14 protein-coding genes are annotated in these 17,490 nt (G+C 68.6%); 5 read left to right on the top strand and 9 right to left on the bottom strand.

What is annotated here, in order from left to right; genetic code table 11:
* The first annotated feature begins 20 nt into the window (after positions 1–20).
* Entirely contained in the window at positions 21–1,328 is a 1,308-nt protein-coding gene (locus KO481_RS21025; RefSeq protein ID WP_215919007.1) for an alpha/beta hydrolase family protein, read from the top strand.
* Positions 1,329–1,348: 20 nt separating this feature from the next.
* The gene (locus KO481_RS21020; protein ID WP_215919005.1) at positions 1,349–2,596 is read left to right on the top strand and encodes a serine hydrolase; all 1,248 of its coding nucleotides are present in this window, start codon (positions 1,349–1,351) and stop codon (positions 2,594–2,596) included.
* 55 nt (positions 2,597–2,651) lie between these two features.
* On the opposite strand, the gene KO481_RS21015 is transcribed toward KO481_RS21020, so the two are convergent.
* The 6 genes from KO481_RS21015 to cysD form a co-directional block, all read right to left on the bottom strand.
* Entirely contained in the window at positions 2,652–3,665 is a 1,014-nt protein-coding gene (locus KO481_RS21015; RefSeq protein ID WP_215919003.1) for a hypothetical protein, read from the bottom strand.
* 83 nt (positions 3,666–3,748) lie between these two features.
* Entirely contained in the window at positions 3,749–4,882 is a 1,134-nt protein-coding gene (locus KO481_RS21010) for a sulfotransferase family protein (protein ID WP_215919001.1), read from the bottom strand.
* 11 nt (positions 4,883–4,893) lie between these two features.
* A complete protein-coding gene (locus KO481_RS21005; protein WP_215918999.1) occupies positions 4,894–5,673 on the bottom strand; it encodes an SDR family oxidoreductase in 780 nt (259 codons plus the stop codon).
* On the bottom strand, positions 5,673–6,875 hold the full coding sequence (locus tag KO481_RS21000; protein WP_215918997.1) for a hypothetical protein: 1,203 nt from the start codon (positions 6,873–6,875) through the stop codon (positions 5,673–5,675). Before KO481_RS21000 ends, KO481_RS21005 begins: the two co-directional genes overlap by 1 nt.
* A 36-nt stretch (positions 6,876–6,911) precedes the next feature.
* Positions 6,912–8,771, bottom strand: coding sequence for an adenylyl-sulfate kinase (cysC, locus tag KO481_RS20995; RefSeq protein ID WP_215918995.1), 1,860 nt, complete (start codon positions 8,769–8,771; stop codon positions 6,912–6,914).
* A gap of 76 nt (positions 8,772–8,847) precedes the next feature.
* Positions 8,848–9,753 (bottom strand): sulfate adenylyltransferase subunit CysD, encoded by a 906-nt coding sequence (cysD, locus tag KO481_RS20990; RefSeq protein ID WP_215919605.1) that lies wholly within the window; start codon positions 9,751–9,753, stop codon positions 8,848–8,850.
* Positions 9,754–9,985: 232 nt separating this feature from the next.
* On the opposite strand from cysD, the gene KO481_RS20985 reads away from it, so the two are divergent.
* Entirely contained in the window at positions 9,986–10,804 is an 819-nt protein-coding gene (locus KO481_RS20985; protein ID WP_308166717.1) for a helix-turn-helix domain-containing protein, read from the top strand.
* 151 nt (positions 10,805–10,955) lie between these two features.
* Here KO481_RS20985 and KO481_RS20980 read toward each other — a convergent pair whose 3' ends face one another.
* Complete coding sequence (locus KO481_RS20980) at positions 10,956–11,717, bottom strand: SDR family oxidoreductase (RefSeq protein ID WP_215918991.1); 762 nt, start codon at positions 11,715–11,717, stop codon at positions 10,956–10,958.
* A 444-nt stretch (positions 11,718–12,161) separates the two neighbouring features.
* Between KO481_RS20980 and KO481_RS20975 the strand changes: the two genes are divergently transcribed.
* Complete coding sequence (locus KO481_RS20975) at positions 12,162–13,454, top strand: FAD-binding oxidoreductase (RefSeq protein WP_215918989.1); 1,293 nt, start codon at positions 12,162–12,164, stop codon at positions 13,452–13,454.
* Between the two features lie 104 nt (positions 13,455–13,558).
* Here KO481_RS20975 and KO481_RS20970 read toward each other — a convergent pair whose 3' ends face one another.
* Positions 13,559–13,975, bottom strand: coding sequence for a cytochrome c oxidase subunit 4 (locus tag KO481_RS20970; protein ID WP_215918987.1), 417 nt, complete (start codon positions 13,973–13,975; stop codon positions 13,559–13,561).
* Between the two features lie 13 nt (positions 13,976–13,988).
* Positions 13,989–15,017, bottom strand: coding sequence for an aa3-type cytochrome oxidase subunit II (ctaC, locus tag KO481_RS20965; RefSeq protein ID WP_245401314.1), 1,029 nt, complete (start codon positions 15,015–15,017; stop codon positions 13,989–13,991).
* 434 nt (positions 15,018–15,451) lie between these two features.
* Between ctaC and asnB the strand changes: the two genes are divergently transcribed.
* The gene (asnB, locus tag KO481_RS20960) at positions 15,452–17,422 is read left to right on the top strand and encodes an asparagine synthase (glutamine-hydrolyzing) (protein WP_215918983.1); all 1,971 of its coding nucleotides are present in this window, start codon (positions 15,452–15,454) and stop codon (positions 17,420–17,422) included.
* The last annotated feature ends 68 nt before the right edge of the window (positions 17,423–17,490 follow it).

Genomic DNA, 17,490 nt, shown 5'->3' with positions numbered 1-17,490 from the left:
CACGAGAAAGGTTGTGAGGGATGATCCCGACACAGAACGAAGCCGTGGCCGTGGCCACCACCGTGATGGAACTGCTGCGCGCGGAGCGGTTCTCGGAGATCGAGGAACTCTTCGCGCCGAGACTGGCCGCGGCGGTGTCGGCCAACACCGTGCGGCTCGGGTGGATGTCCGAGACCGCGAGAATCGGGTCGGTCCGCGGCCTGGGCGAGATCACCACCGCGCCGCTGCACGACGAACTGATGCTGGCCAAGATTCCGGTCAATGGCGACAACAGCGGCATCGAGGTCCACATCTCTGTCGACGACGCGGGCAGGCTGCACGGATTCCGGCTCGCCCCGCCGAGCGAATCGGACTGGACGCCACCGAAATACGCGTCACCACGGCGCTTCACCGAGCGGGAGGTCACCCTCGGATCCGGCCCGCATGCGGTGTCCGGCACGCTCACCCTGCCCAAGGGCGACCGCCCCCGTCCGGGTGTCGTGCTGATCGCCTCCGGCCCCAACAATCGCGACGTCACCACCGGGCCGAACAAGCCGTTCAAGGATCTGGCGTGGGGCCTGGCCAGCCGCGGTGTCGCGGTGGTGCGTTTCGACAAGATCGGCCACGCGCACGCCGGGGTGGAGAACGTCCCGGGCTACACGATGGTCGAGGAGTATCTGCCGCACGCGCTCGCCGGTGCCCGGCTCCTGCGGGAGCAGCCCGGCGTGGACCGGGTCTACCTCGCCGGACACAGCGGCGGCGGCAAGGCCGCGGTGCGCGCCGCCGCGGCCGAGCCCTCGATCGCGGGTGTGATCATCATGGCCGGAGACACCGTGCCGCTCCCCCGCTCGATCATGCGCACCATCGAGTACCTGACCGAGCTCGAACCCGACCCCGCCCCCGAGATGAAGACCGTGGCCGAGGCCACCGCGCGGGCGGCCGCGGCGACCGAGGATCCCGGCCTGTCGCCCGACACCCCCGGCTCGGAGCTGCTGTTCGGGATGCCCGCCTCCTACTGGCTGGACATGCGCGCATTCGACCAGGTGGCGACCGCGGCGGCGCTGGAGCGACCCATCCTGATCCTGCAGGGCGGCCGCGACTATCAGGTCACGCTCGCCGAGGACCTGGCCGGCTGGCGGGCCGGGCTCGCCGGGCACCCGGACACGACGATCCGCATTCTCGAGGCCGACGACCACATGTTCTTCCGCGGCAGCGGCCGCTCCACCCCGGCGGATTACCAAGCGCCGCAACATGTCGATCCCGAGGCCGTGGCCGCCATCGCGGACTGGCTGGCCCCCGGGCGCGACCGCGGGCGCATCGCCCGCCTGCTCAACCACCTGGCTCGATGAACACCCGAGAGGTAAGACCCATGACCGACACCGACACCGACACCGACACCGATCATGTTGCCGCGCAACTGCAATGGATAATCGAGGCCTCCGTGGCCGACCCAGCGCCGACGGCGAGCGAGATCGCCACACACCTCGCTCCCACGCTGCTCGAAAACGGTGGAAGCGACAGCATTTCGACGGCCCTCGCGAGCCTCGGACCGCTGACGATGGGCCGGATACACACCCGCACAGCGGATCACATGCACGCCTCGATGCACGGCCGCGACATCGAGATCCTGCTCGATCTGACCGTGAGCCCCACCGGACTCATCGACAGCCTCGCCGCCACCCTCGTCAAGCCCGCACCCACCTCGTGGGCCGAGCTCGACGCCCGGCTGGCCACACTGGCTCCACGAGCATCCTTCGCGGCGATGGAGATTCGGTCCGACGGCCACTGCGAGCTGATCCACGGCCACGAGGCCGAGGTCCCCAGGCCGACCGGCTCGGCGTTCAAACTCTACGTGCTCGGCGCGCTCGGGCAGGCCGTCGCGCAGGGCTCGGCCCGCTGGGACGAACCGCTGAGGATCCGCGAGGACCACCGCAGCCCCGCGGGCACGATGCAGTATCTACCGGCGGGCACCGAGGCGCCGCTGTCCGAGTACGCGGATCTCATGATTTCGCTCAGCGACAACACCGCCACCGACCACCTGCTGCACCGCCTGGGCCGCGAGGCGGTGCAACGCCAGCTGGCGCTGTTCGGCCATGCGTCACCGGAGACGAATCGGCCGTTCCCGTCCACCAAGGCGTTCTTCCAGTTCAAATTCGACCCGGATTCCGGTGATGCCCACCGTTATCCGCGTTTGTCCGAGCCGGAACGGCTGGCGATGCTGGAGCGCCTGGAGGCTCGGCCGCTGCCCGATCCGCGCCGGATCTGGCCCGAACCCCGGTTCATCGACTCGATCGAATGGTTCGCCTCCCCGGCCGACATCTGCCGCGCCTACGCCGGGCTCGCGAGCCTGGACCAGCCGGAGATCGATCACGCCCTGTCGCTGGGCGATGCCGGAATCGGCCTGGACCGCAACCGATTTCCCACCGTGTGGTACAAGGGTGGCCAAGAGCCGGGAGTGCTGACCCTGCAATACCTGGTACGCACCAAGCAAGGCCACGGCCTGGTCGTCGCGCTGCTCATGTCCGATCCGGAGACCGCGCTGGACGCCATCGCGCCCCTTGCCGAGGGCCAGGCACTTATCCGCGGTGCCTTCGACCTCATGGACGACGCCGGCTGAACTCGGAGACGGACCGCACGGCGGCGAGTTCCACTGCCGCCGATGCGATCCCGCGCTAGCGCGGAAACTGTTCGAGAACCCGCATGCCGTCCGGCTCGAGCAGCAGGACCGTGGGGGTCACGTCCGAGCCGCACTCGTGTGGCGCGCTGACCATCTCGGAGACCTTCGCGGCCGAGGGCGTGTCCGCGCGGGCGACGAAAAGGTGGTCCTCACAGGGGAATCCGGCGACGAAGCGATCGCCGTCCAGAATGTCGATGACCCGTTCAGTGAAGTCCGGCAGGGAGACCGCGGCCGCGGGCATGTGCGTGGCGTCGACGCCCTCGACGTGCAGGATGCGGCCGTCCGAGCCCTCGAGTCCATCGCCGCGCAGCACCATCCGCAGCCCGCGCTTCAGGTTCTCGCCCGCTTCGGCGAGGACCGTCTCGAAGGCGATATTCTTCTCCTCCAGCTGGTTCCGCAGGATCCACTGCATATTCAGCGTGCCGCGCGGGGTCGGGGCCACTCCCGCGACCACGACGTACAGCCCGCCCGGAATGAGCGCGTGCGAGGCCAGCAGCTCGGGCGGCTCGGATCCGGTGCGCAGCAACGGAAGCCCGATTCGTTCCGGCGCGGCGGCGATGTCGTTCTTCATCTCCTCGACCCGGTTCTCGAGCTCCTGCTGTTCCTGGGCGCGCGCGACCGCCTCACGCAGGCGCCGGGCACCCGCGATCGCCTCGGGCCAGCCCTCGGGTTCGGGCCGGGAGAACACCGCCCTGCGCTCGAGCAGATTGGGGAAATTGCGCTGGGTGAACGCCTCGTCGGTGGGGGTCGGCTCCCACTCCGACATAATCGCCGTCACCGATTCGGCCGGCATCCGGTACTGCCGGAACACCCCGCGCCACGCCTGCCGGTACCCGTCCTCGGCCAGCGCCGGGACGGGAATCTGCACGACCCTGTCGTCCTCGCCGTACTGGAACACGATGTTGTTGGTCTCGAAGTGCACCTCCTCGTCCGACACCGTCTCGTCCGGCATCTCTTCCGGCACAGTGTCGTCCGGCACAGCCTCGTGGTTGTGCTCCGCCTCGGTCATTCGCTATCCCTCCACCCGAATCGCCCACACCGTAGGCGAATCCGGATGGCGGTGCAATCGGATAGCCCTCCACCACCGCGGAATCAGCCCGGAAAGTGCGCCCGCACCTGATCCTCGGCGAGCCCGTACTCGGCGAGTTCGTAGCGGTGCACCGGCTTGCGGTCGCCGCTTCGGCTCTCCTGGTCCAGCGCGGTCATCGCGGCACGCGCGGCGTCGGTGAACTCGATACCGAAGGCACGGTAGATGGATTCGACCGTCCCGAGCGGATCGGAGCGCAGATCCGCGAAGTCGACGTCGATGAACTGAGCCGGGTTGTGCCGCGCACGGGCGGCGGTGAACTCGCGCAACCCGCGCGACCACAGCTCCAGCTGTGTCTCGCCGATCACCTTGCCGGAGAACGTATTCGACCAGCCCTTCGTGGTGTGCTCGGACAGGCTGCACGAGGACGCCAGCACGGTCACCGGATCGCGGTGGGTCTGGATGATCAGCGCGTCCGGATAGACCGCCAGCAGCGCGTCCAGGGCGAACAGGTGGCTGGGATTCTTCAGGATCCAGCGCCGCCGGTCGCCCAACCCGATCAGCTGCAGGTTCTTGCGATGCCGCACATAGGCATTCGTCCAGTTCTGTCCCTGCAGCCACTGCGAATAGGTCGGCAGATAGGCCAGGCTCTCGTACGCGATGGATTTCACGGTCTGGCGCAGCAGCTGCCAGCACTCCTCGACCTCCGCGGCGGTCATGTAGTGCAGCCCCATGAATTCGGGGTTCTCCAGGTGGTGCCGGGCGAAGCCCGCGTCGATCTGCTGGTAGATCGGGTTGTCGGCCCAGGTCTCCCGCGGCGGGCGCGGCTGCGGAAACTCGGTCAGCCACATCTCCAGCGCCTGATGGCCCGGATCCGCGGCCAGCAGCCGGTGCAGGGCGGTGGTCCCGGTACGTGGCAGGCCGGTGACGAAAATCGGCCTGGTGACCGGGGTGTCGGCATAGGTCGGGTGCGCCCGCCAGGACGCCTCGCTCAGCGCGCGTGCCACCAGCGCCCCGCGCAGGAAGTACCGGTTCATCTTGCTGCCGAGCTCGGTGAGATCCGCGTCGCGCCGGTAGGACTCCAGCAGGACGCCCAGTGGCTCGCGGTAGTCGTCCGGGCCGAAGTCGGTGAGACCACAGACCTTGGTCGCGGAGGCGTGCAGGTCCTCGACCGTGCCCACATCGGTACGTACTGTCATCGCATTCCTTCTCAGAAGTGGTATTCGCCGCAGTTCACGTCGAGGGTCTGACCGGTGATGGCGCTGGACCAGTCGGAGGCGAAGAACACCACGGCGCGGGCGATTTCGTCCGGCTCGGGCAGGCGCTTCAGGTCCGACCGGCTCGCGGTCTGCTCGTACACCTGCTCGGCGGTGCTGCCGTACTTCTTCGCGACCTCGCCGAAGTACCACTTCAGCTGATCGCTCCAGATGTAGCCGGGCGCCACGGTGTTGATGCGAATTCCCCTGTCCCCCAGCTCCGTCGCGAGGGTCTGCGACATGGCCAGCAACGCCGCCTTGGCCACCTTGTAACTGCCGTAACGGGGTTCGGAGTGCCGCAGCACCATCGAATTGATCATCACGACCGATCCCTGGGACTTGGCGAGCTCGTCGGTGCAGGCCTTCGTCACCCGCAGCCCGCCCAGCACGGTCAGCTCGACGCTGTCGCGGATCTGCTGAAAATCGGTGCGCTCCAGCGGTTTCATCGAGGGCACCGAGAAGGCGTTGTTCACCAGCGCGTCCACCCGGCCGAATGTTTCGACGGTGCGGGAGACCAGGTTCCCCACCGCGGCGTCGTCGGTGATGTCGGTGGGCACGCTCAGCGACACGCCACCGGCGGCCTCGATCTCGGCGGCCACTTCGGCCAGGCGGGATTCAGTGCGCGCGGCGAGCACGACCTTTGCCCCCTGGCCCGCGGCCTGTAGGCAGATCGACCGTCCCAGGCCGGGACCGACGCCGCTGACCACGACCACCTTGTCGTCGAGCAGTCCCACTACAGCATCCTCTCCGCGAAGGCGCGCTGCCGATCGGAAATCCGTGCGCGCCAGCCCTCTTCGTCGATCCGGTTGGTGTCGTAGTGCGGCAGATACTTCGCCACCTCATCGACCGCCAGCACCTGCACGCTCGGGCCGTCGGCCGCGGTCATCTCGCGCGCGACCCGCTGCCAGCGGAACTGCAGAATGCCGCGCCGGCGTCCGGTGGTTTCGATCCAGTTGGCGATGGCGGGATTACGCGCCGACACCACCATGCGGATCATGCCGTCCGGATCCACCTGCGCCTGCGCGCTGTTCAGGCTCGTCTGATGGTTGACGTAGTCCAGCGAGATGTACCAGCGGCTGCCCAGCTGGAAACCCTGATACGGCGCATCGGATTCGGGCACGGTGATCAGCAGCGCCTCGTCCTCGGCGAGATCGAAATGCCCCACCGAGGAGAACTGCGTGCTCAGCCCGCCCGGAGTAAGCCGGGGCGCGGTGAGCGTGTTCACCGGAAGGTCCAGGTAGAACCACTTCGGGAAGTTGAACCAGGTGTGGATGCGCTGCACCAGCATTCGGGCCGCCGCCCGGTACCGTTTACGCTGGCGGTCCAGATCCGACGGGACGGGCGCGGTACCGACGGTGTCGACGCGCTCGATGCGGATGGTGCCCTTGCGTTCGCGCGTCCAATCCCCGTACACCTCGCGCACCGCGAGCATCGAGGCGCCCTCGCCCAGCACGAAATAGTTCGGGCCGGGGTTCTCCTTCGGCGGGCCGAAGCGCAGCCGGAAGCCGCCGTCGGCATCGATCTCCACGCGCCGATCGTCGAACGCGTCGTCGCCGTTGGGCACGTCCGTGGCGGTGTAATCGCCCTTGAGCACCTGGAAGCTGAGGTCCACCGTGCTGCCGCGGGTGCCGGTCACCAGGTACTCCGCGCCGGGTTCGACATTCGCGTGGTAGTAGAGCGTGTCCGGATTGTCCAGGCCCATCTTGGTATACGGCCCGGTCGAGCTGACGAACTGCGGATGGCTGGTGCCGTGCACGCCCGAGAGCTGCGTGACCGCGGCGATACTGCCCGCGAGGTATTCGTAGCCCTCGGCCAGATCGTGTTCGTCGGTGATGAAATCGGCCGTGGCGATGAGCCTTTCGGCCTCGGCGATCGCGGCCTGCAGCGGCGCGGACAACGGGGGTTCGGGTGCCGTCTGTGCGGGTGAGTGTTCCATTCGATACCTGCTTCGTGTCGTGGGAAAGGCGGTGCGCTACAGGAGTTCCAGCTCGTCCCGGATCCGGGCGGCAACCTCGGCGGGTGTGCCGTCCTCGGGGGTGAAGACGAACTCGGCGTGCTCGGGGCGCTCGTACGGGGAGTCGATGCCGGTGAACTCGCGCAGTTCCCCCGCCCGGGCACGGGCGTAGAGCCCCTTGGGATCCCGCTGCTCGCACACGTGCAGCGGGGTGTCGACGAAGATCTCGGTGAACGGCAGGGCGCGCGCGGCGTGCACCTCCCGCGCCCGCTCGCGCTGCGCCGCGAACGGGCTGATCAGCGAGACGATCACCACCACACCGGCATCGGCGAACAGCGCCGCGACCTCGGCGACCCGGCGGATGTTCTCGCGGCGGTCGTCGTCGGAGAAGCCGAGATCGGCATTGAGGCCGTGCCGCAGATTGTCCCCGTCCAGCAGGTACGCCGGACGGCCCGCGGCCACCAGCTGGCGCTCCAATTCCACCGCGATCGTGGACTTTCCGGAGCCGGACAGCCCGGTGAGCCAGACGGTCGCGCCGCTGTGCGGCCGCTCGGCGCGCCCGACGGCGGAGCTGTGCCAGACCACCGATGCCGCGGAGGTCCCCGTCTCGCGCGCCACGATCATGCCCGCCGCCACCGTCTGATTGGTGGCCTCGTCGACGAGGATGAAGCTGCCGGTGCGGCGATTGTCCCGGTAGGGATCGAACAGCAGCGGTTGCTGGGCGCGCAGCGACAACCGGCCGATGTCGTTGAGCGCCAGGCTTTGCGAGCCGGTCTCGCGATGCAGCGTGTTGACGTCGAGCCGATAGTCCAGCCCCGTGACCCGCACCCGGGTGCTCTGGGCCGCGGTCCGCACGGAGTACTCCGCTCCTGGCCGCAGTACGGCGGAGTCCGAGAACCAGCAGACCATGGCGTCGATGTGGCGATCCACGTGCGGGCGATTACCGGGCCGGGCGAGCATGTCACCGCGACCCACGTCGATGTCGTCGTCCAGCGTGAGCGCGACCGCCATGCCGGTGAACGCCTCGGATACCTCCGCGCCGCCCGGCGCCCAGATCTCGCGCACCCGGGTGTTGCGCCCCGACGGCAGGACGACGACCTCGTCGCCGGGTTTGAAGATCCCGCCGGAAATGGTGCCCGCGTATGCCCGATGTGCCGCAACGGAATCCGCCGCCTCCGCCGCACCCGGACGCAGCACGTACTGGATCGGCAGCCGGGCATCGATGAGGTTGCGGTCCGAGGCGATGTGCACGTCCTCGAGGTGGCGCAGCAGGGTGGGGCCGGGGTACCAGGGAGTCTGCGCGGACGGCTCGACGACGTTGTCGCCCAGCAGCGCGGAGACCGGCACGAAGGTCAGGTCGCCGACGGTCAGTTTTGCCGCGAAATCGGCGAATTCGGCGCGGATCTCGTCGAATCGCTGCTCGGACCAGCCGACCAGGTCCATCTTGTTCACGCACACCGTCATGTGCGGCACCCCCAGCAGGGAGGCCAGGAACGCGTGGCGGCGGGTCTGCTCGACAACTCCCTTGCGGGCATCGACCAGGATCAGTGCGAGGTCGGCGGTGGAGGCGCCGGTCACCATGTTGCGGGTGTACTGCACGTGCCCCGGGGTGTCGGCGATGATGAATTTCCGTCGCGGCGTGGTGAAGTAGCGGTAGGCGACGTCGATGGTGATGCCCTGCTCGCGTTCCGCGCGCAGCCCGTCGGTCACCAGCGCCAGATCCGCTGCGGCGTCGCCACGTTGGGCGCTGACCCGCTCGATCGCCGCGAGCTGATCGGTGAACAGATTCTTCGAGTCGTAGAGCAGGCGGCCGATCAGCGTGGACTTGCCGTCGTCGACGCTGCCCGCGGTGGCCAGGCGCAACAAGTTTCGGCTCATGACTGCGCCTCGCTGGCGCTCGGCTCCGTCATGACCCGAGGACGCTGTAACACGATTCTCTCGCTACGCTCGCTCATCAGAAGTAGCCCTCTCGCTTCCGGTCTTCCATGCCCGACTCGGAGATTCGGTCGTCGGCTCGGGTCGCACCGCGCTCGGTCAGCCGGGTGACGGCGGTCTCGGCGATCACGGCCGCGGCGTCGGCGGCCGTGCTCTCGACGCAGCCCGTGCAGGTCGCGTCGCCGACGGTGCGGAAGCGCACTGTGGTCTCGGCGAGGGGCTCGTCGGCGCCCGGGGACAGATATCTGTTCTCCGCCAGCAGCATTCCGTCACGCCGGAACACCCGCCGCCGGTGCGCGTAGTACAGCGAGGGCAGCTCCACCGCCTCCCGGTCGATGTACTCCCAGATGTCCAGCTCGGTCCAGTTGGACAGCGGGAACACCCGAATGTGCTCGCCCGCACGGTGTTTGCCGTTGTAGAGGTTCCAGATCTCCGGGCGCTGGGCCCGTGGCTCCCAGGCGCCGTACTCGTCCCGGAAGCTGAAGACCCGTTCCTTGGCGCGTGCCTTCTCCTCGTCGCGCCGCGCGCCGCCGAACACCGCGTCGAACCGCTGCTCGGCGATCGCGCGCAGCAGCGTCGTGGTCTGCAGCCGATTACGGGTCTGCCCGGGCAGTTCCACCACCCGGCCCGCGTCGATGTCGTCCTGCACCCGCGCCACCAGCAGCCGCGCGCCGACCCGGGCCGCGGTGCGGTCCCGGAACTCGATCACCTCGTCGAAGTTGTGACCGGTGTCGATATGCATCAGCGCGAACGGCAGCGGCGCGGGCCAGAACGCCTTGCGCGCCAGCTCCAGCATGACCGCGGAATCCTTGCCTCCCGAGAACAACAGCACCGGCCGCTCGAAGGTCGCGGCGACCTCACGGAATATATGCACCGATTCGGCCTCCAGGGCCGCCAGATGCGACAACTCGTATCCGGTCCGCATTACACGCTCACTCACTCACCGCATCGAAGAGAACACCTCCGCCATCATGACGGCCGGGCGAATCCCGGGTTGCGGTGTCGACTATTCGACGCTATTGTTCGGTATTGTGACACCGACGATAGGCCGTGCACGGCCCGCCGGTCAAGAACCTGTTTCAGAAAATGGCGGTTCGGGCGGCGGCACTCCGGAAAACGGCACCGCAGCGCCCGCATCCCCGCCCACGCACCGCGTCGTGCGGGTGATCGCACTGCTGTCCCGCCACCCCGCCGAGCGGCTGTCACTGGCGCGGATCGTCCGCGAGACGCCCCTGTCCCGCGCCACCGCCCACGCCGTGCTCACGCAGCTGACCGCCGACGGCTGGACCATCCGCGACAGCGACGGCAATTACGGCCTGGGCCTGGGCCTGCTCACCGTCGCCCGCCGCGCCGAAACGGCCTTCCCCCTGCGCCGGCTGGCCTTGGGACCGCTGCGGGAATTCACCGCGCGCCAGGGCATTCCGTCATTCCTGGCCGAGCGCGAGGAGGGCGCGGTCGTGGTCACCGAGGTCGCGGGCACCCCGCCGCTGCCCTGGATCCGCCCGGGCCGCCGCCTGCCGCTGGCGCCCCCGGTGGTCCGCGAATTCCTGGCGTGGGCACCGGATTCCGAGCGTGCGGCCTGGCTCGCCACCGCCGATCCGGCCCACCGCGATCGTCTCCTCGCCGTCCTGGACGCGGTGCGCGCCCGCGGCTATTCCGTGGAGCGCCTCGCCGACGATTCGGCCCCGATGCTGGGAGCCCTTGCGGCGCTTCGCAACTCCCCGGTCACCGATCCGCTGCGCAACCGCCTGGGCGCCATGATCGCCGACCTCATCACCATCGACTACCTCCCCGACGAACTGGGCCCCGAGAACGCCGTCGTCACGGTCGCCGCCCCGATCTTCCTGGGCCCCACCGTCGTCGCGGCCGTCGTCGCCTGCCCCGACACCCTGCTGTCGGCCGACGCCCTCGAGGCTCTGGGCGCCGCCACCAAGGCCGTCGCCGACACACTGAGCGCGGCCCTGGCCCAGCACTGACGGCTACGAATCGAGCCCTGCTGCCGACAGCGATACCACTGGCCGGACCGGCGGCCGCATAGCCATCTCGGCAACTGTGCCCCGCCCGGTCGCCCGACTTTCGGGTGACGGCCCGGTCGGGGACACGACACGGCGAGCCCGCGACCTCCGATTACCCGAACAGCCGGTACGGCTTGCCGCTGTAGGTTGCGACGTACTGCGCCCAGGTCTGGGTACCGTCCGTGTGGGACGGACAGGTGTTGAGCCCCTGACGGAAATCCCCGGCGACGGTGCCCGGCAACGGGATTCGGACCGCACGACGCGGGCCCGAGCGGGCCGCACGCCAGGTCTGTGCCATCTCCCCCAGCGTCAGCACCTCCGGACCGCCGAAATCCGGTGCGCGCCCGAGGGGTTCACCGACGACGAGCTCGGCGATGCGGGCGGCCACATCGGCGGTCGCGACGGTCTGGAAGCGGAAGTCCAGCGGCAGCGGAGCGATCGGGAGCCGCTCGACAGAATGCAGGGCCTGGGCGATCAGATCGTGGAACTGGGTGGCTCGCAGGATGGTGTGCGGCACGCCGCTGCCCTCGATCAACTGCTCGCAGGCCAGCTTGTTCCGGTAGTACCGGAACGGGATCCGATCGATGCCCACGATCGACACATACAGCAGATGCCGAGCCTCGCCCGCCGCCGCGAGCAGGGTGCGGGTTCCCTCCAGGTCCGGCTTGCCGAACTTCTTGAAGTCCGAGGCGGCGTGGACGATGAGATCCGCACCGTCGGCGGCCTCCCGCACCCCCTCCCCGGTGCTGAGATCCCCGACGTGCGTCCCGGCCCCGGCCCGCCGCGACAGCACCCGCACCTCGTGCCCCTGCAATCGTTCGACGATATGCCTGCCGAGGACGCCGCTGCCCCCGGTCACGAGAATCGTGGTCATAGCACATACCTACTCGCCCATCGGGCGCATTCACAAGATCTAGTCGCGCATGTCACCACGCGAATCGACCACCCGCGATGCGACGCTCTCCGATTCCCGACGACCGGCTCCCGACCAGCCGAAACGCAGCGGCCCAGAGTCCCACCGCCGCAATGCTCGACGCCAACCGGTTGCCGTCCTCGGACGCCGGGTCCGGTAACCGCGCCGAGAGCCGACCGAACCCTTACGACCAGCACCGATTCGTCTGCGGCGCAGCAGGATCGACGCGAGTTGTCCCACCGGCATGTGGACGGTTCGGCGTGTCTCAGGAACGCCGCACGTTCGGGGCAGACGGGAGGGCGTAACTGTGGTTAAGTTTGTGGCCATGAGGGAGCGCAGCGACCGGAAAATAAGCACATTCACGGGCGTGCTCGTGCCGGAGCCGAGCGCCGGCGAGGTGGAGGCATGAGCACGTCGCTGTCCGCCCTCCCTGAGGAATATCTACCGCGCGATACCGCCGATGTCGTTCGCACCGTGCGCGATTCACGGCCCCAGCCGCTGACGGTCCGGGGTGGCGAACACGGCAGCGACCACGAGGGCGAGCACGACAGCGAACCGGCCCCACCCGATCGGCGCATCGTGCTGTCGCTGCGCCGGATGAACCGGGTGCAGGCCGTCGACGCCGAGGCGCGGCTGGTGCGGGTGCAGGCCGGCGCGCGGCTGTCCGACATCGATCGCACCCTGGCCGCGCACCGGCTGGGCCTGCCCATCGTGGGCGATCACCGCGAGATCACCGCGGGTGGATTCGCCGCCGTGGGCGGCCTGTCCACGGCCTCGCACCGCTACGGCATGTTCAGCGACAACGTCGTCGGGCTCGAATACGTCGATCCCGAAGGACGATTCGGGACCTGCGGGCGCAACCACCACGCCGAGCGTTTCCACCGCATCCTCGGCGGGGCCGGGCGCACCGGCATCATCACCGCACTCACCCTGCAGGCCGTCGAGGTCGACAAGGATCACACCTGGCTGACCTCGGACGCGCACCGCTTCCTGGATTTCGACACCTTCGTCGAGCACACCCTCTCCTCGATCGAACACCCCGGCGACGCGATGCTGCAGGTGGGCCGCTGGGTCGACACCGCGCCGCTGCGGGTCTCACGCCCGGTCGGCACCGGCAACATTCAGCTGGGCACGGTGCGCTTCGGGCAGTGGTCCAGCCTGCATCCGACCGCCGCCACCCCGTCGCTGCGGGCCCGGCGCGAACTCGGGGCGCGGGCGCGCAAATCGCTGGGCGCGATCGCCTCGGCGGCGAACGGGCGTGCCGGAATGCCGGTCCGCAACGCCGCCGCGGGCGCGCTGATGTTCTCCCCCAAGGTGCTGACGCTGCGCGACGCCGAATACCTGGCCGATACCGTGATCAGCTCGTCCGAGCGCGGACCGGCCTATCGCGTGGCGGTGTTCGCGCCGCTGTCGACCTACACCTCGGTCTTCCATCGCCTGCACGACCTGTTCTCGGAGTATCGCGAGCGCAGCGACTGCTTCACCGTCATCTCCGCCCTGACCTACGGCGTGCGCTCCCCCCGGCTGCACGAGCTCGCGGGCGAGGACCACGGTTTCATCAGCTTCACCTGCCGCCTGCGGCCCGCGACCGGCTATCCCGGCCGATCCGGCACCACCGAGTCGCTGCGGGAGATCACCGCGGCCATCGAGGACATCTGCCAGTCCGAGCGCGCCCGCCGATACCACTCGCCCGAGTAGTCCGCGGATCGCCGCTCGTGCCGATATCCGGCAGGAGCGGCACCCGCAAACAGCACAGCGCCCCGGCCGAATTCGGCCGGGGCGCTGCTGGATTCTGCTGCGGGCTAGTGCTTCTCGGGACCGATGTGGTACTCGAACACCAGACCGGCGGCCGCGGCCAGGATGCAGATCACGCCGAGGGCGATCAGCCACAGCTGGAAGAACGCGAACCCGGTGGCGGTCACCGCGGCGGAGGCGGCCAGCAAGATGGGCCAGAAGCTACCGGGCGAGAAGAAGCCCAGGTCACCGGTGCCGTCGACGATCTCGGCCTCCTCGAAATCCTCGGGGCGCAGATCGAGACGGCGCGCCACGAAGCGGAAGTAGGTGCCCACGATCAGGGTCAGGCCCGCGGTCAGCACGATCGCGGTGGTGCCCGCCCACTCCACACCGGTACGGGACTGGCCGGTGAAGAAGGCGTAGATGACTGCCACGAGGATGAAGAACACCGTGAGCAGCTCGAAGATGCGCGCTTCGACCTTCATATCAGTTCAGTCCTTACTTGCTCTCGGCCTCGGACGCCGACCGCGCGGTGCGGTCGGGGTTGAACGGGTGGGTCGACACCGCCACCGGCGACTCCCCGATGCTCGACAGGGCCTCGGCAGTGGTCTCACCGGCCTCACGGGCCTTCATGTACTGGTCGAACTTGTCCGGGGTCACGGCGCGGACCTCGAAGTTCATCATCGAGTGGTAGGTACCGCACATCTCCGCGCAGCGGCCGACGAAGGCGCCCGTCTTCTCGATCTTGGTGATCTGGAAGATGTTCTCGGAGTGATTTTCCTTCGGGTTCGGCATCACGTCGCGCTTGAACAGGAACTCCGGCACCCAGAAGGAGTGGATGACGTCGGCCGAGGCGAGCTGGAACTCGATCACCCGGTTGGTGGGCAGCACCAGAACCGGAATCTCCGAGCTGGAGCCGACGGTCTCGACCTTGTCGTAGTGCAGGTAGCTGATGTCGTTCTCGGGCTTACCGTTGTCCGGGCCCGGCTGCGGGTGGCCGTGCGCCTGACGGTCCTTGTACTCGTCGAGGATCTGCTGGTCCATGCCCTGACGGGTCTTGTCGACGCCGTCGTAGGACGTGCCGTCGGTCATCGTCACGTGCTGGTAGCCGAACTTCCAGTTCCACTGGAAGGCCGTCACGTCGACGGTCACGTCCGGGTTCGGCTTCATCTCGGCGACGTAGTTCTGCACGACCACGGTGAAGTAGAACAGCACCGCGATGATCACGAACGGGATCGCCGTGTAGGTCAGCTCCAGCGGCACGTTGTAGCCGGTCTGCCGGGGGAACTCCGGGGAGTTCGGTTTTTTGCGGTGGAAGGTGACCGTCCAGAACGTCAGGCCCCACACCAGCACACCCATCGCCAGCGCGGCGATGACCGACCACGTCCACAGCTCCCGCATCTTGGTCGCCTGCGGGGTCACACCCGAGGGCCACCCGAACCGCAGTACGGGATTGTCGATCGAGCAGCCCGAGACGGCCATGACGGTGATCGCCAAAGACACCGCCAGCCCGGCCCGCCGAAGCATGCGGCCCCGTCCGCCGGAGGTAGCGCCCCCGTCGGGCCGCGCCCCTATCGCTTCGCTCGCCTTGTGCGCCACGCTCAACGCCTTCCTGGTCGTCATATCCGACTCGGCGCCGCCCGGGTCGACCGGACGGCACATTTCAGCACGTTCGAGGAGCTCACCGGCGGGGGTGCTAACGCACGAACCAGCCCGGGAGTTCCCTGAGTACTACGCAGCGTAGACCAAACCGGGTACCGCGTTGTGCCCGGGTCGGATTCGACACTCCAGAGATCGCAACGGTGGAGGTAGCGGGGGTGCGGGCACATCCGGCGGCCCGCAGCGCCCCATCCCTCGGTCCTGTATCGCCCCCACCCTGGAAAACCTGGATAGACTCTGTGACTGGATTTCAGACTTCTCCCTGCACGTACCCCGATCCCGGAAACGAGGTTCTCGACCCAGTGTGTGGCCTGCTCGGATTTCTGACCGCTGATGTGGCGGCCGACGACGTTGTCCACCAGGTGTACGAGGCGCTGCAGTGCGGGCGTCACCGTGGCCCGGACGAGCGCGGCACCTGGCACGACGAACACATCATCCTGGGCTTCAACCGCCTGTCGATCATCGATATCGAGCATTCGCACCAGCCGCTGCGCTGGGGGCCCGCCGAGAGCCCCGAACGATACGCGCTCGCATTCAACGGGGAGATCTACAACTACCTCGAGCTGCGCGAGCAGCTGGCGACCGAGCACGGCGCGCAATTCCACACCGAGGGTGACGGCGAGGCCATCGTCGCGGCCTACCACCACTGGGGCACCGAGGCGTTCTCGCGGCTGCGGGGAATGTTCGCGTTCGCGATCTGGGATACCGAGACCCAGCAGCTGGTGCTGGCGCGCGACCCGTTCGGCATCAAGCCGATGTTCCTCGCGACGGGCCCGGGCGGCACCGCCTACGCGAGCGAGAAGAAGAGCCTGCTGGACCTGCTTCCCGCCCTGGGCCTCTCCGATGCGATCGACCCGCGGGCGCTCGAGCACTACACGGTGCTGCAGTACGTGCCCGAGCCCGAAACGCTGCACCGGGACGTCCGCCGGCTGGAGTCGGGCTGCTATGCGACGCTGCAGCCGGGCCAGGCCCCGAAGGTGACGCGGTATTTCGAGCCGACGTTCCGCGTGGTGCCGTTCGGCGAGCCGTCCGGGGCGACGGCGCACGCACCCCGCATCGCGGGCCGCCCCAACTCCCCCGAGCACCGCTATCACGAGATCGCGGAGGTGCTGCGGGATTCGGTCGCCAAGCACATGCGCGCGGACGTGACGGTCGGCGCCTTCCTGTCCGGCGGCATCGACTCCACCGCGACCGCGGCGCTGGCGATCCAGCACAACCCGAACCTGCTCACCTTCACCTCCGCCTTCGAGCGCGAGGGATACTCCGAGGCCGACGTCGCCGCCGAGACCGCCGCCGCCATCGGCGCCAAGCACTTCGTGCGGATGGTGAGCCCGGAGGAGTACGCCGCCGCGATCCCCGAGATCGTCTGGTACCTCGACGATCCCGTCGCCGACCCGGCGCTGGTGCCGCTGTATTTCGTGGCCAAGGAGGCGCGCAAGCACGTCAAGGTGGTGCTGTCCGGGGAGGGCGCGGACGAGCTGTTCGGCGGGTACACGATCTATCGGGAGCCGTTGTCGCTCAGGCCTTTCGAATATCTGCCCGGCGGGGTACGCAAACTCGTGGGCAAGCTCTCGGACCGGATTCCCGACGGCACCCGTGGCAAGAGCCTGCTGCACCGCGGGTCGCTCCCCCTCGAGGAGCGCTACTACGGCAATGCCCGCAGCTTCAGCGACGCCCAGCTGCGCTCGGTGCTGCGCGAGTTCCGCCCGGAGTGGACCCACCGGGACGTCACCGCGCCGATCTACGCCGGCTCGCGGGGCTGGGACCCGGTGGCGCGCATGCAGCACCTGGACCTGTTCACCTGGCTGCGCGGCGACATCCTGGTCAAGGCCGACAAGATGACCATGGCCAACTCCCTGGAACTGCGGGTGCCGTTCCTGGATCCGGAGGTGTTCGCGGTCGCCGAGCGGCTGCCGTATGAGCAGAAGATCACCAAGGAGACCACCAAGTACGCCCTGCGGCGAGCACTGGAGGAGATCGTCCCGGCGCACGTGCTGCACCGTCCCAAGCTGGGATTCCCCGTGCCGCTGCGGCATTGGCTGCGCGGCCCGGAACTCTACGACTGGGCCGCGGCGCAGATCGCCGAGTCCCAGACCGACCACCTGCTGAACAAGGCGGCCGTCTCGGCGATGCTCGAGGCGCACCGCACCGGCGGAGTCGACCACAGCCGCCGGCTGTGGACGGTGCTGATCTTCATGATCTGGCACGGGATCTTCGTCGAGGACCGGATCAAGCCCGCTATCGAGCAGCCCACGTATCCGGTGCGGCTGTAGGTTTCGCCGCGAGGTCATCCGGAAGCTTCGGCCCGGATGACCTCGAGATCGGAATGCCGGATTGCGTT

Origin of the sequence: Nocardia albiluteola (assembly GCF_018860155.1) — a bacterium.
Classification (GTDB): domain Bacteria; phylum Actinomycetota; class Actinomycetes; order Mycobacteriales; family Mycobacteriaceae; genus Nocardia; species Nocardia albiluteola.
Note: the sequence above shows the minus strand (reverse complement) of the source record. Positions and strands in the feature narration are given on the sequence as shown.